This is a genomic window from Hymenobacter sp. DG01 (assembly GCF_006352025.1).
Classification (GTDB): domain Bacteria; phylum Bacteroidota; class Bacteroidia; order Cytophagales; family Hymenobacteraceae; genus Hymenobacter.
In genome coordinates, this window is record NZ_CP040936.1 from 2,770,409 (window position 1) to 2,790,547 (window position 20,139).

Annotated in this window: 15 protein-coding genes; 11 read left to right on the forward strand and 4 right to left on the reverse strand. The window is 61.7% G+C overall.

Annotated elements, in window-relative coordinates:
- Positions 1–48 precede the first annotated feature (48 nt).
- The 8 genes from FGZ14_RS11675 to FGZ14_RS11710 all read left to right on the forward strand — a co-directional run bounded on the left by FGZ14_RS11675 (position 49) and on the right by FGZ14_RS11710 (position 15,496).
- Positions 49–828 carry a protease inhibitor I42 family protein gene (locus FGZ14_RS11675; protein WP_139924436.1) on the forward strand — a complete coding sequence of 260 codons (780 nt, stop codon included), beginning with the start codon at positions 49–51 and terminating at the stop codon, positions 826–828.
- Between the two features lie 76 nt (positions 829–904).
- Entirely contained in the window at positions 905–3,298 is a 2,394-nt protein-coding gene (gene pbpC / locus FGZ14_RS11680; protein WP_139924437.1) for a penicillin-binding protein 1C, read from the forward strand.
- 400 nt (positions 3,299–3,698) lie between these two features.
- Positions 3,699–5,051 carry a TolC family protein gene (locus tag FGZ14_RS11685; RefSeq protein ID WP_139924438.1) on the forward strand — a complete coding sequence of 451 codons (1,353 nt, stop codon included), beginning with the start codon at positions 3,699–3,701 and terminating at the stop codon, positions 5,049–5,051.
- A gap of 168 nt (positions 5,052–5,219) precedes the next feature.
- The gene (locus tag FGZ14_RS11690) at positions 5,220–6,389 is read left to right on the forward strand and encodes an efflux RND transporter periplasmic adaptor subunit (RefSeq protein WP_139924439.1); all 1,170 of its coding nucleotides are present in this window, start codon (positions 5,220–5,222) and stop codon (positions 6,387–6,389) included.
- A gap of 154 nt (positions 6,390–6,543) precedes the next feature.
- Positions 6,544–9,771 (forward strand): efflux RND transporter permease subunit, encoded by a 3,228-nt coding sequence (locus tag FGZ14_RS11695; protein WP_139924440.1) that lies wholly within the window; start codon positions 6,544–6,546, stop codon positions 9,769–9,771.
- Between the two features lie 309 nt (positions 9,772–10,080).
- Positions 10,081–11,421, forward strand: coding sequence for an SWIM zinc finger family protein (locus FGZ14_RS11700; protein WP_139924441.1), 1,341 nt, complete (start codon positions 10,081–10,083; stop codon positions 11,419–11,421).
- Between the two features lie 65 nt (positions 11,422–11,486).
- The gene (locus tag FGZ14_RS11705; RefSeq protein ID WP_139924442.1) at positions 11,487–14,555 is read left to right on the forward strand and encodes a DUF6493 family protein; all 3,069 of its coding nucleotides are present in this window, start codon (positions 11,487–11,489) and stop codon (positions 14,553–14,555) included.
- A gap of 26 nt (positions 14,556–14,581) precedes the next feature.
- Entirely contained in the window at positions 14,582–15,496 is a 915-nt protein-coding gene (locus FGZ14_RS11710) for an alpha/beta hydrolase (protein ID WP_139924443.1), read from the forward strand.
- 84 nt (positions 15,497–15,580) lie between these two features.
- Here the strand turns inward: FGZ14_RS11710 and FGZ14_RS11715 are convergent, their stop codons facing one another.
- Positions 15,581–15,886 (reverse strand): hypothetical protein, encoded by a 306-nt coding sequence (locus FGZ14_RS11715; RefSeq protein WP_139924444.1) that lies wholly within the window; start codon positions 15,884–15,886, stop codon positions 15,581–15,583.
- Between the two features lie 200 nt (positions 15,887–16,086).
- Between FGZ14_RS11715 and FGZ14_RS11720 the strand changes: the two genes are divergently transcribed.
- Positions 16,087–16,614 (forward strand): YMGG-like glycine zipper-containing protein, encoded by a 528-nt coding sequence (locus FGZ14_RS11720; RefSeq protein ID WP_110978724.1) that lies wholly within the window; start codon positions 16,087–16,089, stop codon positions 16,612–16,614.
- Between the two features lie 99 nt (positions 16,615–16,713).
- Positions 16,714–17,187, forward strand: a complete 474-nt coding sequence (locus FGZ14_RS11725; protein ID WP_139924445.1) for a nuclear transport factor 2 family protein — start codon at positions 16,714–16,716, stop codon at positions 17,185–17,187.
- A gap of 106 nt (positions 17,188–17,293) precedes the next feature.
- Here FGZ14_RS11725 and FGZ14_RS11730 read toward each other — a convergent pair whose 3' ends face one another.
- Both FGZ14_RS11730 and FGZ14_RS11735 read right to left on the reverse strand, forming a co-directional pair.
- Positions 17,294–18,202, reverse strand: a complete 909-nt coding sequence (locus FGZ14_RS11730) for a manganese catalase family protein (RefSeq protein ID WP_139924446.1) — start codon at positions 18,200–18,202, stop codon at positions 17,294–17,296.
- A 174-nt stretch (positions 18,203–18,376) separates the two neighbouring features.
- Positions 18,377–18,787: a DUF779 domain-containing protein gene (locus FGZ14_RS11735; RefSeq protein ID WP_139924447.1), complete on the reverse strand. Its 411-nt coding sequence runs from the start codon at positions 18,785–18,787 to the stop codon at positions 18,377–18,379.
- A 132-nt stretch (positions 18,788–18,919) separates the two neighbouring features.
- Between FGZ14_RS11735 and FGZ14_RS11740 the strand changes: the two genes are divergently transcribed.
- Positions 18,920–19,624 carry a DUF3239 domain-containing protein gene (locus tag FGZ14_RS11740; RefSeq protein ID WP_180754335.1) on the forward strand — a complete coding sequence of 235 codons (705 nt, stop codon included), beginning with the start codon at positions 18,920–18,922 and terminating at the stop codon, positions 19,622–19,624.
- 90 nt (positions 19,625–19,714) lie between these two features.
- Here the strand turns inward: FGZ14_RS11740 and FGZ14_RS11745 are convergent, their stop codons facing one another.
- Complete coding sequence (locus FGZ14_RS11745) at positions 19,715–20,056, reverse strand: hypothetical protein (protein ID WP_139924449.1); 342 nt, start codon at positions 20,054–20,056, stop codon at positions 19,715–19,717.
- Between the last annotated feature and the right edge of the window lie 83 nt (positions 20,057–20,139).

Consider the following 20,139-nt stretch of genomic DNA (forward strand, 5'->3'; position numbering starts at 1 on the left):
CTGTGCTGCTGTTACTGAATCCTGCCTCACCCGAGAAACCTACCGCCGATGCTACCTGGTTCTGCTCTTTCCCGCCTTCTACCGAAGCGCCTGCTGCTTCTGCTGCTGCTTGTGAGCGGCGCCCTACTCCCCCTCACGGCGCAAGCCGATATCGTGACGCTCACGGCCGCCGACAATGGCAAGCAGGTGCAGCTCACCGTTGGCGACCAGCTGATTATCCGGCTGCCCACTATTTCGCCGCGCTTCGGCTGGCGCCTGACCCAAACCTACCCCGGCCAGCTGTCGGTGGGCACCAGCAACACCCTGCCCGGCCTGAGCAGCGGGGTACCGGGGGCGCCCGCTACCTTCGAAATTCACTTTCAGGCCACCGGCACGGGCGGACTTGATCTGGCCCTGGTATCGGCGCAGCCGGGCACGGGCTACTCCACGCTGGGCGGTTTCTTCCACGTTTTCATCACCATTGATAAGCCGGGAGTAGCTAAAAACGTGAACATCACGGAGTATGGCAACCACAGCCGCGTGAAAGTAAACAAGGGCGACCAGCTGCAGATCCGACTTGATAACACGGCCGGCGCACAGTACACCTGGGAGGTAATGCCCATTGCCGATAACGTGATACAGCTGGTAACGCCTACGCCGGCCCCGGCAGGCAAGAAGTCTAAGAAGAAAGCCAAGACCGCAAACGCAGAGGATGTTACATTTCAGTTTCAGGCCCTGAACCCCGGCAAAACCACCCTGCGCTTCCTCTACCGGAATGCTACCAACAACGAAGCCCCGCCCAAGCGCGACTTTGAGTTGGAGGTGGAAGTGCCCGAGCCGCCCCGGTAAAAGCACGGCTACCGCCGCCGGCTTTCTATCTTGCTACCCCTAAGCCGTGGCCGTATGCCGCGGGCTGGCGGGCTGCATGAAACGCGCTTTACAGGTTCTTACGGGGGTAGTGCTGTTCCTGGCTCTGGTCGGGGGCCTGGACTTGCTTTTCCCGCTGCCGCCTACCCCCCAATACTCGCCCATAGTGATGGCCACCGATGGCTCGGTGCTGCACGCCTACCTCAACCCCACCCAGAAGTGGCGGATGAAAACCGAGCTGGGCGAGATTACACCCGTGCTGCGCAAGGCCATCATGGAGAAGGAAGACCGATGGTTTCGGTGGCACCTGGGGGTAAACCCGGTGGCGCTGCTGCAGGCGGCCGCCCGCAACGCATTTGGCACGGGCCGCACCACCGGGGCCAGTACCATTACCATGCAGGTGGCCCGCCTGCTGGAGCCCAAGGAGCGCACCTTCGGCAACAAGCTGCTGGAAATGTTGCGCGCCACGCAGCTGGAACTGCATTATAGTAAGGATGAGATTCTGCAGCTTTACCTGAACCTGGTGCCCTACGGCGGCAACGTGGAGGGCGTGAAGTCGGCGGCCCTGCTGTACTTCCAGCAAACGCCCGATTACCTCTCCCTGGCCCAGACCGTGACCCTGGCCATCATCCCCAACCGGCCTAGAGGCTTGGTGCTGGGGAAAAACAACGCGGCCGTACTGCAGGAGCGCAACCGGTGGCTGAAGCGGTTTGGCGAGGCCGGCCTTTTCTCCCGGGAAGAGGTAGCCGATGCCTTGCTGGAACCCCTGGACGTACGGCGCCATCCCGCGCCCCGGCTGGCCCCCCACCTTTCGCGGCGGCTGGTGCGGCAGTTTCCGGGCCGGGCCATCATCCGGAGCAGTTTGCAGCGCAGCAAGCAGGCCCGGGCCGAAGACCTTACGCTGGGCTACGTGCGCCGCCTCCGGGAGCTGGGCATCAGCCAGGCCGCCGTGCTGGTGGTGAACAACCGCACCCGCCAGGTAGAGGCGTACGTAGGCTCAGCCGATTTCCGCGACTTCGGGAGCCAGGGCCAGAACGACGGGATAGTAGCGGTTCGCTCGCCGGGCAGCACGCTGAAACCGTTCCTGTACGCCCTGGCCCTGGACCGGGGCCTGGTAACGCCCAAGCTGCTGCTGCCCGATGTGCCCACCAACTTCCAGGGCTACCGTCCCGAGAACTTCGATAAGCGCTGCAACGGCGAAGTAACGCTGGAGCGCGCCCTGGCCTACTCGCTCAACATCCCAGCCGTGCGCGTGCTCAACCAGTTGGGCGTACCCACTTTCACCGACAAACTCCGCCAGGCTGGCTTCCGAAGCATTACCCGTAACCGGGCTCGCCTGGGTCTGAGCAGCATTCTGGGCGGCTGCGGTGCTTCCCTGGAAGAGCTGACCAACCTGTACGTGACCCTGGCCGAGGGCGGGCCGTATGAGAAATTGGCTTTGGTTGCCTCACCCCCCGGCCCCCTCTCCTTCAGAGAGGGGGAGCCGAACGATTCCGTTCTGCCACCTGCGTCAGACTCCCCCTCTCTGAAGGAGAGGGGGCCGGGGGGTGAGGCGCGCGGCCAACAGCTCATTTCCCCCGCCGCTGCCTTCCTGGTCACCGACATCCTCGCCCAGCTTACCCGCCCCGATTTGCCCCTGGGCGCGGCCAGCAGTATGCGGCTGCCCAAAGTGGCCTGGAAAACCGGCACCAGCTACGGCCGCCGCGATGCCTGGAGCATTGGCTACAACCGGCAGTACACCATTGGGGTGTGGGTAGGCAACTTCAGCGGCCAGGGCAGCCCCGCCCTCACGGGCTCCGACGTGGCTACCCCCTTACTGTTCGACCTATTCAACGCCCTGGCGTATAACTCCCCCAACGATTGGTTTGTACCCCCGGCCGCCCTGGATTTTCGGCTGGTGTGTGCCGAATCGGGCCGGGTACCGGGCGAGAACTGTCCGGATCAGGTTATTGACTATTTCCTGCCGGGTGTAAGCAGCGGGCAGCGGTGCCAGCACCAGCGCGAGGTGCTGGTAGCGGCCGATGGCAGCAGCGCCTATTGCCGGGCCTGTGCGCCAGCGGCCGGGTTTCGGCGGGAGTTGTACCCCAACCTGCTGCCGGAGGTGGCCGCCTACAAGGAAGCCCAGGGCATCCCGTACCGCCGCCTACCCCCGCACAACCCGCAATGCCAGCGGGTGAGCGGGGGCGCGGAGCGGGCCCCCACCATCACTTCCCCTACCCCCAACACCGAGTACGTCCTCAACCGCCACGAGCAGCAACAGCTGCTGCTCAGCTGCACCACCGACAATGAGGTGCGCCAGGTGCACTGGTACGTCAACGACCGGTTTCTGCGTACGGCGGCGGCCACGGAGCGGGTGTTTTTCCGGCCGGCACCTGGCCCCCTGAAAATTTCCTGCGCCGACGACCACGGCCGCAACACCGATGTGCTGGTGACGGTAACGGAGCTGGAATAGTTATTTCCGGCCCGGCTAGTCAGGTGCTGAGGTACCCCCTACCCCCTTCGGCCGCCGCTGGGGCAGCGGCACTGCGCGCACCGGGCGGCGGGGGCTTTTGGTCGGGTGCTAGCTGTTGAGGTAGGATTTTATTTCCGCAGGTTACATAACCTTTCGGCCCGACCCTTGTTTATCAGCCTTGTAATCCTGAAATCATAATTTTATTCGTCTTAAAGAATCCCGGATGAGTACTATACTGAGTTTCAGGAAGCTTCTCTTTTTTTCCCTTCAAACACCACATTTCAGGCAGCGTGGCCGCGCAAAGCCGCGTCCTTGCGCCTGATGTCTGGCCTTCTGGCTGCTGCCAACAGCGGCCTACCGTGCGATGGCTACGTAGTGCAGTAGCTGCTTTACCCCGAATATGAAACAAACAAAAAGGGCGCTCCACTTGCTGCTTGGGCTGTTTTTGCTTGCCCCAGCCTGGCTGCAGGCACAGCCTACCTCCCCTCCGCCACCCCCCAGCTCCCTCACGCTGGAGCAGTGCCTGCAATACGCCCTGCAAAACCAGCCGGTGATCCGCCAGGCCCGCCTCGATGAGGAAACCAACGAGGCTTCCATACGCATTGGGCTGGCTGGCTGGCTGCCCCAAGTAGGCCTTAACGCCACGGGGCAGCATTATTTCCAGCTGCCCTACACCGTATTTCCCAACGCCGAAGGCGTGAACGTACCGCGCCAGATCGGCCTGAAAAACACCTCCACCGTAGGCTTGGCAGCCACCCAGGCCCTGTACAACAACGATGTGCGCCTGGCCCTGCGCTCGGCCCGCCCCTCGAGGCAGTTCTATCAGCAGAACACGATAGGCGTGCGCATTGATGTGGTAACCGACGTAAGCAAGGCGTTTTACGATGTGCTGCTTTCCCAGCGCCAGCTGGATGTCCTCAATGAAGACATCGTGCGCCTGCAGCGCAGCCTCAAGGACGCCCGGGCACGTTACGAGGCCGGCATCGTGGACAAAACCGACTATAAGCAGGCCGAGATTCTGCTCAACAACTCCGTGGCGGCGCGCAAGCAGGCTCAGGAGGCCATCAAGGCGAAGTCGGCGTACCTGCGGGAGCTGATGGGCCTGAGCGGCCAGCAGCCCCTGACGCTGCAGTACGACACGCTGCGCCTGATGCGGGACGCGGCCGTAGATACGGCCATGGCCCTGGACCCGGCCAACCGCATTGAGCTGCAGCAGCTGCAAACCCAAAAGGCCCTGCAGGCCGCCCAAATCAGCTACTACCGCTGGGGCTTCCTGCCCTCACTGTCGGCATTTGGCAACTACAACGCGGCTTTTCTGAGCAACGAAATCAGCACGCTCTACAACCAGCGCCTACCCAACTCCTATGCCGGGCTGCAGTTGAGCCTGCCCATTTTCCAGGGCCTGCGCCGCCTCCAGAACCTGCGCCGCGAACGGCTCACCGACCAGCGCCTCGACCAGGACATTCTGGCCACCCGCAACCGCATCAACACCGAGTTTGAACAGGCCCTGGCCAGCTACAAGGGCTATTACGCCGACTACCTCATTGGGCAGCTCAACCTGGCCCTGTCCAAGGAAGTGTACTCCGTGGTGGACCTTCAGTACCGGGAAGGCATCAAAACCTACCTCGACGTGATTGTGGCCCAGACCACGCTGCGCACGGCCCAGCTCAACTACTACAGCGCCCTGTTTCAGGTGCTGAGCAGCAAAGTTGATTTACTGCGCGCCCAGGGCAATTTGCCAACCAGTTTTTAAGGGCATGAGGGCGTGGGGGTGTGAAGGTAGGAATTGAGCGGGGGTAGAGTGTAAAAGGTAAGTGCTGCCACCGCTTCACCGCCTACCCCTCTTTCCTGAACAATACCTTCTGCCCTCCTACCCTAAAAAACGCCTCGCATCCTTTCCGCCGCTCCTGCTTACCCCGATATGAAAAACACAATTCTTGCCTTGTCTTACGCCGCCGGTCTGTTTGCGGCGGCCAGTTGCGGCAACAAAGAGGCCGAAAAGCCGGCCGGGCCGCCCCCGGCCACGCCCGTAACCCTGGTAGCCGCCCGCGAAACCGATGCGGTGTATTACGATGAGTACCCCGCCACCGTGGTAGCCATCAACAGCGTAGAGCTGCGCAGCCAGGTGGCGGGCTTCATCACCAACCTCTTCTTCAAGGAAGGCGAGGTAGTGACCAAGGGCAAAACCCTCTATGAAATTGACCGCCGCAAGTACCAGGCCGCGTACCAGCAGGCCCTGGCGGGCCTGCGCAGTACCCAGGCCACGGCCGAAAACGCCCGCGTAAACCTGAACCGCTACGAGCGGCTGCTGGAGCAGGACGCTGTGGCCCGTCAGATCGTGGACAACGCCCGCACGGCCTACGCTACCGCCCAGAGCCAGATTGCCGAGGCCCAGGCCGGCGTTTCGGCGGCCCGCACTGACTTGGACTACTCCCTGATTAAGGCGCCCTTTACGGGCCGGATTGGCATTTCGCAGGTGCGGCTGGGCTCCCAGGTCAGCCCGGGCTCTACCCTGCTCAATACCATCAGCGGCGAAGACCCGATGGGGGTTGATTTTGTGGTGACCGAATCGGACCTCACGCGCTTCAACGACCTGCAGCGCCGGGGTAGCGCGGGTGCCGCCGACTCTACCTTCCGCCTGGTGCTGCCCGATGGCACCCCCTACAACCAGCCGGGCAAAATTCTGGCCATCGACCGGGGCGTAAACCAGCAGACCGGTACCGTCCAGATTCGGGTGCAGTTTGCCAACCCGCAGCGCCAGCTGAAGGATGGCATGAGCACCGTCCTGCGCGTACTCAACCGGCAGTCGGGCCACCGCCTGGTGGTGCCTTACAAAGCTGTGGTAGAGCAAATGGGCGAAAACTTCGTCTTCATTGCCGGCGACAGCAGCAAGGCCTACCAGCGCAAAGTGCAGCTGGGCCCGCGCCTGCGCGACCAGATCGTCATCATGGAGGGCATTAAGTCCGGCGACCAGGTAGTAACCGAAGGCCTGCAGCGCCTGCGCGACGGCGGCAAAATCCAGACCGGCCCGCCCGCCCAGGCCCAGGGCGGTGCAGGAGCCCCGGCCGCGGGTGGCGGCGCCAAGAAATAAGAATACAAGAGCCCCTCATGCCGAGCTGGTCGAGACACCTCGCGTGCTGACGTTGAAGTACTACCCAACAATTCGAGCAAGATGTCTCAACCAGCTCAACATGACCCTCTGAATTTGCTGAGAGCAGCCTGCTCTCAGCTAACCGCCTAGCTATATGATTGCAGAAACCTTTATCCGGCGCCCCGTCACGGCCATTGTCACTTCCCTGGTGATAGTGATGGTGGGGGTGCTGGCCATCCTGAACCTGCCCGTAGGCCAGTATCCGGAAATCACGCCGCCCACGGTGTCGGTGAGCGGCACTTATACCGGTGCCGATGCACAAACGGTGGAGCAGACGGTAGCCACGCCCGTGGAAGTGCAGGTGAACGGCACGCCCGGCATGACCTACCTGCAAAGCAACAGCACCAGCAACGGGCAGATGAGCATGACGGTGAACTTCGAGGTAGGCACCGACATCAACATTGCCGCCCTGGACGTGCAGAACCGCGTGGGCATTGCCCAGCCTACCCTGCCCCAGGAAGTGCAGCGCCTGGGCCTGGTAGTGCGCAAGCGTAACCCCAGCATTCTGATGCTGGTGGCCCTGTACGCCCCCAACGGCTCGCACAACAGCACCTTTCTCGATAACTACGCCAACGTGTTCATCAAGGACGCCTTGCTGCGTACCAAGGGGGTAGGCGACATCGTGAGCCGGGCCGATGACTTCTCGATGCGCGTGTGGCTTAACCCCGACCGGCTTTCCCAGCTGGGGGTAACGGCTCAGGAAGTAACGGCGGCCATTCAGGAGCAGAACGCCCAGATTGCGGCGGGCTCCATTGGGGCGCCGCCCTCCCAGCGCGGCCAGACTTTCGAGTACATCGTGTTCGTGAAGGGCCGCCTGACCACCACCGACGAGTTCGGGGACATTGTGGTGAAAACCCGGCCCGAAGATGGCTCCGTGGTGTATCTCAAGGACGTAGCCCGCCTGGAGCTGGGTAAGTTCAACTACGCCAACAACTCCTACGTGGACGGCAAGCGCGCCGCCTACCTGCTGGTGTACCAGGCCCCTGGCGCCAACGCTCTGGAAACCTATGAAAACGTGCTGACCACCATGGGCCAACTCAAGCAGCAGTTCCCCGCCGACCTGGACTACGTGGTGCCCTTCGAGGCCGCTACGGTAGTGAAGGTATCCATTGAGGAAGTGCTGCACACGCTGGTAGAAGCCCTGATTCTGGTAATTGTGGTAGTGTACCTGTTCCTGCAGAGTTGGCGCTCCACCCTCATTCCGGTGCTGGCTATTCCGGTATCCATCATCGGTACCTTCATCATGTTCATTCCGCTGGGCTTCACCATCAATACGCTCACCATGTTCGGCTTCGTGCTGGCCATTGGTATTGTGGTCGATGACGCCATTGTGGTGGTAGAAGCCGTGGAGCACAACATGAACGAGCGGGGCATGAGCCCCCTGGATGCCACGCTGGCGGCCATGCGCGAAATTTCGGCGCCCGTAATTGCCATTGCGCTTATCCTGGCGGCCGTGTTCGTGCCGGTGGGCTTTATTCCGGGCATCACGGGCCGTTTGTACCAGCAGTTTGCCATTACCATTGCCATTTCGGTACTGATTTCGGCCTTTGTGGCCCTCTCGCTCACACCGGCCCTGTGCGTGCTGCTGCTCAAGCCTCACAAGCGCGACGAGAACTCCCGGGGTGTTGACCGGCTGTTCTACAAGTTCAACACTTGGTTCGACAAGGTGACCAGCAGGTACGGCAACGGCGTGCAGCGCGGCATCAAGCACTCCCGCTTCGTGGTGATTATTCTGGTGTGCATCGTGGCCGGCACGGGCCTGCTGTTCGCTAAAAAGCCCGGCGGCTTTATCCCCACCGAGGACGAGGGCCGGGTCATCATCACCTTCAACCTGCCTGAGGCCGCCGCCACAGAGCGCACGGTAAGCACCCTGAATGCCATCATGAAGGAGTTGAGCCAGATCAAGGGCATCCGGCACTACGCGGGCCTGGGTGGTTTGAACGCGGTAAACTTCTCCTCCAAATCCAACAGTGGCACGGTGTTCTGCCAGCTCCAGCCCTGGGAAGAGCGCAAAGACAAAGAGCTGCAGCTTCAGGGCCTGATTGCCACCATTCAGCAGCGCCTGAGCCACCTAAAGGAAGCCAATATCGTCGTGATTTCGCCGCCCGCTATTCCGGGCCTGGGCAACACAGGCGGCTTCTCGTTTATTCTGCAGGAGCGTGAGGCCGGCGGCGACATCAAGAACTTCGATGCCCAACTCCAGAACTTCCTGGGGGCCCTGCGCAAGCGCCCCGAAATTGCGGCTCCCTTCTCGTTCTTCACGGCCAACACGCCCGGCTACCAGCTCACCATTGACCGCGAGAAAGCCAAGAAGCTGGGCGTATCCATTGCCGATGTGGGCACGGCCCTGCGCACGTACCTGGGCTCGGCCTACGTGAACGACTTCACGGTGTACGGCCGCAATTTTAGGGTAGTAACCCAAGCCGACAGCATGTACCGCACCAACATCAGCAACCTGGGCCAGTACTACGTGCGCAACTCCTCGGGCGGCATGGTGCCCCTGAGCACGCTCACCAGCTACCAGCGCACCGAGTCGGCCCCGCTGATTTCGCACTACAACCTGTTCCGCTCCGCCGAAATCAACGGCAACGCGGCCCCTGGCTACTCTTCCGGCGACGCCATTAAGGCCCTGCAGGAAACGGCTGCCCAGAGCCTGCCCCAGGGCTACGGCTTCGAGTTTTCGGGTCTGACGCGGGAAGAGCTGCTGGCCGGCGGCCAGACGGTGTACATCTTCGCCCTGTCTTTGGCCTTCGTGTTCCTGTTCCTGGCGGCTTTGTATGAAAGCTGGTCGGTGCCGTTCTCGGTGCTGCTGGCCGTGCCGGTAGGGGCCTTCGGGGCTATTCTGGCGCTTACCTTCCTGCCCAAGCTCACCAACAACGTCTATGCCCAGATCGGTCTGATCACGCTGATTGGTTTGTCGGCCAAAAACGCCATTCTGATTATCGAATTCGCCAAAGAGCGGGTGGACAAAGGCATGCCCCTGGTGGAGGCGACCCTGGAAGCCGTGCGCTTGCGTCTGCGCCCCATCGTCATGACCTCCCTGGCCTTTATCCTGGGCGTGCTGCCGCTGGTGTTTGCCTCTGGGGCCGGCGCCCAAAGCCGCCAGACCATCGGCTGGACGGTACTCGGCGGCATGCTTTCGGCTACGTTGCTGGCCATCTTCATCGTGCCGGTGCTGTACGTGCTCATCACGCGCTTTGCTTATGGCAAAGAGAAGCTGGCCGAGCTGGAAGCCAACTACAAGCCCGATGAGGAGCACGGCGGCCCGAAGGAAGAAGGCCCCGGTGAAGGCAACCACTCCCCCGCGCCCAGCCCGGCCTAAGCCACTCCAGCTACAGCAGCCTGTTGCTTGTAGCAACCCAAAGCCCCAGTGGCCGACACTCCTTCAGGTGAGCTGTCGGTTCTACTGGGGCTTTTCGTTTGGTAACGCTGGCCTACGCCCATCTATAGCTACCTTACCGCTGACACTATTTATCAGTGAGTAGGCCCTGTTGAACGAACTGCTTGAGACCCTTGACTTACTAAAATCAGTAGCTAAAACGATAGAACAGGCAGACAACCTTATGCTAAAAATATTAGTATATACGGTGTAGATTTCCGAACTTGAGGCCATCAAACAACCCTACTTCGCATGTCTGATTTCGCTTATGCTTATGCCCGTCATTCTGCGCTGGAAGCCCGCCCGGAGGGCAACGCACTGTTACTATCCGCTTTTGCTGAGGATGCTGTAGAATCGGGTACTTCCTGCTTTTTCTGGGGTAGGCTGCGCGACTCCTGGCTGGCGGCCCGCGGACTAAGCACGTTAGCCAAAGTTGTTGCCTCACGATTCGTGCCCCAAAGCGCCGCCCTCCGCGACCCTATCGTGACGGCAGGGGCGGGCCTGTTGCGCTTCGAGGCCTTTTCCTCGTGCAATGGGGTGTACGCCCGCCTGGACCTGGGGCCTGCTGCGCTGGACGGGGAGTTTCTGAGCAGCGGCACCACCAACGTCGATTTCAACGAGCCCATGGTGAATGCCCTGGCCCGCATTTCGCGCACCGAGCCGGTGCTGCTGTCGGTGGGCGAGAAAGAAGTGGTGCTGGAGCGGGCCGAGGGCCGCGTGACGGAGCGCAAAGTAGCCCTGCCCGAGCGCTGGATTAAAGGCCTCACTGCGGTACAGGCCTACCTGGCTCTGATGGAAGAAAAGCTGCGCCTGACCCGCGTGCAGGCCGTGCAGCTGGTGCAGGGCCTACTCGCCGGCAGCGCCAAAGCCGATGTTTTCCTGGTGTTGCGCGGCCCGCGACCCAGCTTCTCGCCGGTGGCCACGGCGGGTTCCGTGCGGGTAGGCGGCGCCCACCGGCTGCGGCTGCTGGAGGGGCTGCTGCCCCTATGCGAAGCCCTGCGCGTGTACGCCACCCCCGATGGGCAGGCCTCGGCGTTTGTGCTGGAGCTGGGCGGCGGGCAGCAGTTTGTACTGGCCCTATCGGCGGATGTGTGGCGGGGCTTTTCGGGAGAAGGCAACCAGCTGGATGCCCTGATGGAGGAACTGCCCACCGAGTGGATTGCCGGTGCCAACAACCTGTTCCGGGGCAACGAGACCTTTAACCCTACCCTCTTCGCCCTCGAAAACGGCCTCGACCCCAGTACCGTGGACAAGCTCTGCGCCAGCCTCTCAGCCATGGGCCTGCTGGGCTTCGACCTGGCTGAAAACCATTATTTCTACCGCCGCCTACCCTTCAAAACCCAACGCATCCTGAGCCTGAACCCGCGCCTGAAAAACGCCCGGGCCCTGCTGGCCGCCGCCGATGGAGTGCAGCTGGTGGGCGTGGCCGAAGGCGGCCGCACCCAGGCCCGGGTGCGCGGAACCGGCGTGTGGCACACTGTGCTGGTAGGCGGGGCGCAGCCGCCCCAATGCACCTGCCCCTGGTTTAGTGAGCACCAGGGCCAGCGCGGGCCCTGCAAGCACATTCTGGCCGCGCAAATGCAGTTCGCCTAACCTTCCTACCCCCGTTATCTGCTCAAACGCGGCCCTATCTGCGGCTGCGTAAGCCCTGCTATTCTATGACTACCGTTGAAACCTTCGAGCACATCATCCGCCACCAAAGCTGCCGGGAGCTGGTACCCTTCCTGGGGGCGCTGGGCAAATCTGACATCGTGCCGGTGCGGCAGAAAACCAGAAGCCTGCTTCGGGAGCTGGACCGCTACGAGAAAACGGAAGTAGGCCTGGGCCGCTGGGAGTACCGGCACCAGCTGAGCCCAGAGCAGCAGATGATGCTGTTCCTGGCCGGCCTAGCCACGTACTCGCGCAAAGAGGCCCAGGCCCGTAGCTTTTTGCTGCCCTGGCACCTTTCTGACCGGGGCCCGGACCCGGAGGGCCACCAGCAGCAGTTTATGACGGTGCTGGAGCAGGCCCGGCCGGAGTGGCTGCAGGAGTGGCTGGTGCGGCTCACGCGCGCCAATCAGTGGGCCGTTATTTCCTACAAACAGCTGCGGGAGCTGGAAGACCGAGGGCTACTGGCCCACGACCCTTGGCTGTTTGCGCAGTCGGTAGCTCACCAACTGACCCGCTACAACTGGCTGCGTAACACCCACAAAAAAGCCGACATCGACGGTTATGACCAGCAGATTCTGCGGCAGCTACAGGAAGACGCTACCCTGCTGCGGCGCGACCTGCCGCTCGTTTTTGACTTTGACAGCCAGGTGGATTCTGACAGCACTTTCAGCGGGAAGAACCGGGACCTGATTAACTGGCTGACATTGTTTCCGCAGCTCATAGCTTCGGGTCACCTGAGCCGTACTGAGGTACTCACGCGCAGCCTGCTGGCCCTGCGCCGCGACTTCCGGCGGCCTTTGCTGACGTGGTTTAAGAACCTGTTCCTGGCCTTGCAGCCTACCCCCGACGAGCGCCTGGACCGGCAAACGGAGCTGATCGATCTGCTGGCTCACCCGCTGCCGTTGGTCATCAACTTCGCGCTTGACCAGCTCAAGGAGCTCTGGACGCAACCAACATTTGATACCGCCGCGCTGCTGCTCTACGCCGACGCCCTGGTTACCCGCCAGGACCTGAAAACCGGACTGCGGACCTTGTTTGGAGGCCTGGAAAAACTGCTGAAGCAGGACCCTACCCTGGCGCCCGCCCTCAGCCGGCTCAGCACCACGGCCCTCACCACCGCCGATGCCAGCGTGCAGGAACGAGCCGGCAAGCTGCTCAAAACCATTCTCGGAGCCAGAAAACCGTTGCTGACCGCGGAAGAGGTAGCCGAAACTACCGAAACCATCAGCCTCTACACCGACCTGCTGGCCCCGGCCACCCGCACCCTGCTGGGACCCTACCTGACTGCCACTCCTCCCGCAGCCGCGGCAGAGCTGGCCGCTGCCACCTACTCACCGGCCCCGGACTTTACGCCCGAAATTGCGGAAGCTACCGCCAGTGCTCCCGTCCGCGACTGGCACGAGCTTCTGTTTCTGACCGGCGAGGTACTGCGGGACAACAGCCCCGCCGCCACGGAGCGGTGGCTTGATGGCCTGGGCCGGCTGCGCGGCCACTACCCCCCCGACTACGCCCAGCAGCTGCGGCCGTACATCGTGCAGGTTTCCTCCTCGGAGCTGAAAAATAAAACCGATGCCGAAATCCAGGAGTACTTCCGGGTGTACTCTTTCAGTGGAATCCGACAGGGGCGCCGGGAGCTGATTACGGCGCTGCTCATTAGCTGGTACCAGGGGTTTACGCAGCGCCACGTTCCGCGCCTGAACCTGAAGCCCCAGCAGTACAGCGCCCCCGATCCGCTGCTGCCGGTAGAGCAGGCGCGGCTAGCCGACCTGGAGCTACGCCTGCAAACTGCTGGCCCCGCCCTACCCCTGCTGAGCACCCCAACCCATGCCCCGCACTGGGTGGCGCCCTCCGTGCTGGTGCAGCGCCTGCTGGAGTACCAGGCCGCCGGCGCCGAGCCCGCCCCCGCCGACCTCAGCATGGCCCTGACCCGCACGGCCGCCACTGCCCCCACTGATGCTGCTGCCGCCCGCCAGCTGCTGCCGCAGCTGCAGCAACCCGAGCTGCGGGCCCTGCTTGCGTGGTATCTGGCCCCTGAGCCGGAGCCGGCGGCCCTACCCCTGCCCGATGCCCCAGCCACCAGCAAGCCTATAGCCCGCGAGCTGACCGAGCGCCTGGGCAAGCTGATTCCGTTTCTAAAGCGCACACCGGCCCCGGAAACCCCACTCCCCCTGGCCGAAGCCCTGCTCTGGCTGTGGGCCGTGGCCGCCCGCACGCGCCTGCCCTACCAGGAGCTGCCGAATCTGGCGGCCCTGCCGGATTATCACGGCGTGACGCGGCCCTGGCACCCCAAGTGGCACTTCGAGCAGAAGACGCACACCTACAAGCAAAGCTGGAACAAGCAGAAACCCGAAGTAACGAATACGTGGCAGGAGCTGATGGTACTGACTACCCCTGTTCCGCGGGGCCTGCCCAACCCGCTGCTGTTGTATTCCTACTATGCCCAGCCGCCGAAATCAACTACTGGCTGGTACTCGCTCTTTTCCCTGCAGCTGGAGCTACCCTTCCTGCTTTCCCTGTTCCCGAACAACCCCGATCCGCTGTACTGGCACCTGATCCGGCTGGGCGGCCGCACCGATGAAGCCGACACGACGGCCCAGGAAGTAATACAAACTGCGCTCTACTCACTCCTGACCGCCGGCCCTTTCTTCAGTGAGCCGGCTACCCTGCTGCTGGCGCTGGGGCTCACGCACAGCGCGCCGGCCGGGCGGGCCGTAGCCCTGGAAGCCCTGCTGGCCTCCATCGACCTGGGGCGCCTGGTACCGGCTGCCCTGGGCCAGATGCTGGGCCAGCTCCTGGCGGTGGGGTTTGCGCCGGTGCAGCGCCTCAGTGATACCCTGGCCCAGGCCCGCGCCATCAGTCCACTGGTAGATGATGCCGTGCGCCAGGTGCTGGAAGCCCTGCTGCCGCTGCTGCCCACGGCCACGCCCCTGCGCAATACCCGTAAACTGATAGAAGCCTACGCCGACGTGCAGATCCGGACCGGCCAGCCGGTGCCGGCAGGTCTGGCCGGCCAGTTCCGGACCTGGAGCCAGTCGGCGGCGCTGAAAAAGGCGGCGGCTAGCTTACTTACAGCGTAATTCATCGTAACCAACCCTTTGCTGCCATGCGCGTCCTTCTGCTTTCCGTTCTGCTTAGCCTGTCTTCTTCCCTATTGATGGCCCAGACCCAGCCTGTTCTGCCCCTGTATGCCGGCGCTGTTCCGAACTCCAAACCAAGCAAAACGACTGAGGCCGTAGCAAAGAGGCCTGATGGCAGCCCGCGCGTTTCGCAGGTGGTGCAGCCCACGCTCACGGTGTATAAGGCGCCTAAACCCAACGGCACGGCGGTTATCGTGTGCCCCGGTGGGGGCTACGGCATGTTGGCCATGGACCACGAGGGCCACGATGTAGCCCGGCGCTTCAACGAAATGGGCATTACCGCCTTCGTGCTGAAGTACCGCCTACCCCTCGACGCCAGCCAAACTGACAAGTCCATCACGCCCCTGATGGATGCCCAGCAGGCCATCCGGCTGGTGCGGCAGCGCGCCACGGAGTACGGTATCAACCCGGCCCGCGTGGGGCTCATGGGCTTTTCGGCGGGCGGGCACCTGGCTTCCACGGCGGGCACGCACTTCACTACCCCCGTCGGCGGCACCCAGGATAAAACCTCCGTGCGCCCCGATTTCCTGATGCTGATTTACCCCGTTATCAGCTTCTCCGACAGCCTGACGCATATGGGCTCCCGCACTAATCTACTCGGAGAGAAGCCGGCGGCTGATAGAGTGAAGCTCTATTCCAACGAGCTGCAGGTAACCACCCAAACGCCGCCCACCTTCCTGGTTCACGCCCAGGACGACAACGTGGTAAAAGTGCAGAACGCCCTGGTATTCTACGAGGCCTGCTTACATCACAAGGTACCAGCAGAAATGCACCTGTACCCGCTGGGCGGCCACGGCTTCGGGATGCACAACAAAACCACCAAAGACAACTGGACCGACCGCCTGCAGAACTGGCTGGAAGCCGGCGGCTGGCTGCGTTAGGATCTTATTCTTCCGTTTACAAGCGAGTATGGTGCGCAGGCTTTGCCTCTGCACCATACTCATTTTGTTACCTGTCTGTTCCACCTAAATCAATTCCTCCCAGCCTACCTCCGCACCCGTCCACCACACCTGCGTGCCAGGAGGCACCGGCGCAGCGCCCCCCTGCCCGAGCAACAGGCCCCGAATAACCGGTGCATCGGCGCGGGTTATTTCCTCGGCGGTAGCAATGGCGGTTTCGGCGTGGCCGGTGGGGTAGCGCAGGCTAACTCTGAGGGCCGTATGCAAGGCTACTTCCAGCAGCTCCGGCACCCCTGACTTGGGCAGTAGCAGCACGCCCAAACCAGGCAGCGAAAAATTTTTATCGACCTGAAATAAGAATTTTTCTTCCATGAGATGCTGTACGCAAAAACCTCGCGCATTGGCTGTAATGCCATATTTTTAGCTTTTCACCTGCCCCGGAGGCAAGCATACATTCGCTTTACTGCCGGGCTAAACCTGCCTAGTATTTCCCCCGTATTGGCATGGTGCTTGTAAAACTGAGTTCAGGGCTACGGATTAACCGGCCCGCTGAACCTAAACTTCTCTTCGCCATGAAAAAGGTAAGTCTGCTTCTCGCCCTGGTTATGTTCTTCTCCGCCATTGCCACCAGCTTTGCGCAGGATCGTAAGATTAGCTCGCACGCCAAAGGTGCCGTAATTGGCGGCCTGGGCGGTGCTGCCGCCGGTGCCATCATCAACAAGAAAAACCGCGTAGTAGGTGGTGCCGTGGGTGGTGCCGCTGGTGCCGGTCTGGGCTACGTTATCGGTAAGAACGCCGACAACAAGCGCAAAGCCGAAGCGGCCCGCGTAGCTGCCGCCCGCCGCGCCGAGCAGCGCCGCGCTGCTGCCTACCGCGCTGGTCTGGCCCAGGGTGCTGCCAAAGCCAAGTCTAACAACACGGCCTTGGCCGCCGCAGCCGTACCGGCTGCCGTTGCTGCTCCGGCCATGATGAACAGCTTTGGCGCTCCGGCCGGTGCTCCCGCCGCACTGTCCATGAGCTCGGCTTATCTGCCTAACAACAACTACGGTGCCCGCGACGCGGCTTATCCTACCTCGGAAGTACGCCGCAAGAGCTGGTAATCCAACTTAGGCCGTAATTTCAAAGCCCAGGCCCCCGGGCCTGGGCTTTCTGCTGCTCAACCTCTCTCCCTTTTCAGCCCTCACCTAACCTCTGTTCCCATGAAACCTCTTTTTGGTTTTCTGCTCGGGAGTGCCGCTTTGCTGGCCTCCTGCTCGGCGCCTAAGCAAGATGACGCCGCTGCTGCCGTCGATGTAAAAAGCCTCAACCAGCAGTTTATTGGTGCCTGGAACGCCAAAAACACTGCTGCCCTCGACACCCTCCTGGCCGACGATGTGCAGTACGCCCAGGGCGCAACCCGCTACAATGGCAAGTCGGAAGTTTCGGATAAGTGGGTGCGCGCTACCCTCGGCACCATTGCCGACCTGAAGCTCTACGGCACCAGTGCTGGTACCGACGCCAACACGGCCTACGAGGCCGGCACCTTCTCCACGGAAGTGCTGCCCGAAGCCCCCGGCCAGCCCAGCGGCGAAGGCGAAGGCAACTTTATCCTGCTCTGGAAGAAAAACAAGAAAAACGCCTGGAAGCTCAGCTACGTGCAGCTCGAAGGGCTGCCGGTGAAAATCAGCAACTAGCTTTTAACGTTTAGCTCTAGTAGCTGCTTACTGTCCCTTGTATACGCACAAAGCCCCGGCCAGAAGATGGCCGGGGCTTTGTATTATAGCTGGTTTGATTATGCTCTTAGCTTTCAGTCGAAGGCTTGCCGCCGCTACCGCTCAGCGTGCCTTCAATCTTGGCAGCGGCGGTGCCGATGAGCGAGTCAACGGCCGTCATTTGCTCCTTTTGAGCGAAAGCGCCCGGTACGGGTGGCGCTAGTTTCGGAATACCGCCCAGCGGAGCCGCTTTTTCTACGTGGAACTCACCTTGTCCGTCAAGCGAGGTGCCCTGGGTCCAGCGGCCGCCCTCGGTGGTTTCCGACCCAATGTAGGTGCTCACGAAAGCGTAGTTGAAGCCCTGTACTTCCTCGCTCTGCGGGAAGCTGTTGGGCACGGGCATGGCGCGCAGGCCGCCGTTTTCCTCAATCACGGCCATCCACTGGTTTTGGTGCATGGTGTCGCGGGCAATTAGGAAGGACAGGAAATCCTTCATGCCAGGGTCGTCGGTCATGTGCCAAAGGCGGGTAGCCAGCACGCGGCCTGTGGTTTCGGCGGCTACGTTGGCGTACATGTCGGCCACAATGTTGCCGCTGCCTACCACCCACGAGCCATTAAACGGTACGCCGTTGGAATCGGCCGCCAGCGCGGCCATACCCGAAGACAGGATGTGGCGCGGGTCCATGCCGCCCATGATGGCGCCTACCACTTTGTCGTTGGCAAACTCTTCCTGCATGCTGGTGGGGGCGCCCTCCAGATTGAGGGCTACGGCCGTGGCCAGCATTTCAATGTGGCTGATTTTCTCGGTGCCGGTTTCCAGCAGCATGTTGCGGTACTTCTCGGGGCCGCGGCTGCCCCAGGCCTGGAACAGATACTGCAGACATACCCGAATTTCGCCCTCAATGCCGCCAATGGCTTGCTGAAGCATGCGGGCAAATGCAGGATTAGGTTTATCGACGCGAACTTTGTACTGGAGCTGTCTATCGTGGTAAAACATAAGAGGGTGTTGAGGTGTGAGAGAATGGATTTCAGCCTGCTCCTGTGAGCAGCCCCTAGGGATACGCGCCTATCAACCCCCATTACCGACGCAGAAATACGGATTTTCCTACGCCCTTCTACGGATTTCCCATGTACAAACACGGATAATCTCCTCCGTAGCCTTGCTCCAAGCTCAGCCTGCCGATGCCCGCAGCGGATACTCCTCGCCGTCATACACTGGTGCCAGATTTGCCGATTCGGCTTCGGTAAACAGGCGGGAGCGGATCAGGAACCGTACGCCCAGCGGAATTTCCAGGGAGAAGCTTGCGCCCCGCCCTTTCGTGACATCCACAGTAAGCTGGGTGTGCTTCCAGTACTCGAACTGCGCGGCGCTCATGAAGAAGTCGCAGCCGTGAATCTGGCCCAGCCATACGTCATTGCTCCCCACCCGAAACTCGCCCGCCGCAAAGCACATCGGCGAGGAGCCGTCGCAGCAGCCGCCGCTCTGGTGAAACATCAGGGGACCGTTTTCTTCCCGGAGCAGGTCGATGGTGGCTTCGGCGGCTGGCGTAACGAGGACGCGGGGTGTGGGTTGACTGGACATAAAGGGGTAGGGATTATAAACGGGTAAGTAACCCGACAATAGCCTGGGCCGTTGCCGTGTATAGCAACTCACCTATTTTTATTCTGTATGGAAAGAACTATTGGCGACCCTGGGCAATTTTTGAATGGTTCCGTGGCTTCTCGAGCCGTGAACATGGAGCCTGACATGCGCAGAGTGCGCCGCTACGACATTTACCACCACCGCTACCGCAACCTGCTGAAAAACTGGGGCACCGCCGGGCTGGTGTTGCTGGCGGGCGGCATTGCCTTGTGCTGGTTTGGGCACCCGTGGTGGGGTAGCCTCCCAATTCTACTGTCGTTGCCAGTGCTGTTCATTGCCGCCCGGCTGCCCCAAACGCTCCGGGGCGACGCCTACCGTAACGGGCTGCTTATTCCGGGCATCATCACTAATCTGGCCCCGCTCACCATGCTGTGCATGACTGATATCCGTACCAGCAGCGGCGACGAGGACGACGAGGACGAGGGGGGCACCGTTTTCTGGGGTGCGAAAGAAGTTGTTATCGAACAGCTGCCGCTGCACCCGGCCCAGGTGGGCGAGCAAGTGCCCTGCGTGTCGTTGTTTGGGGGAAGTGATGAGAAAGGCGAGTACTACCTGAACTTTGAGCCCCGCCCCCTGGCCTGGGGTACTGATTCGGTCAGCAGCATCGAGCAGGCACGCGCCGCCATTGACGATGAGGAGTGGCTTTTACTACCCCTGTTGGCCCAGGCCTACGCCCGCGCCGAGAAGAACGAGGATGGCATTGCCTACTTCGATGTTGACCTCAACCCGCTCAGCGTAGCCGAGGCCGCCCCGGCAGCCCCGGAGCAGACAAGCTAGGCAGGCCTGGTGCACGCCCATTTATGAAAGCGGTGAGCCGGACGCCCGGCTCACCGCTTTCTTGTTTCAGCAGCATTAAAGATTTGCGAGCTACTTAACCCGTCGGCGATAGATATAGGCCGTTCCAGTCCGCTGCTGGCGCACCGTCACGCGTTGGTCGGGCGCTACTTCTCCCGGACGGCTGCTCCACTCGTACGCCAATTGCTGCTTTGCATCCCAGCAGTAGTGACGGTTGCCACTGCTGGCAATACTTTTCTGGGCTGCATTCGGCATCCGGTCGGTATTGAGCGGCAGCGCGGAGGGGCCGGGCTTGGGGGCATCGGCCGTTTCCAGTACCCAGTCAGGGTTCTGGCTGCCAGGAACGGGTAACAGCTGTGCGTGGCCTATGGAAGCTGCGCAGGCTAGTAGAACTAACAAAAAGGCTCGTTTCATAGCGAATAAGATAAGCGGACACAACTTTACACAATTCGCTTTGTACGAGTCGCTTTGCCTTAAGTATAGCAAAGCGGCAATGC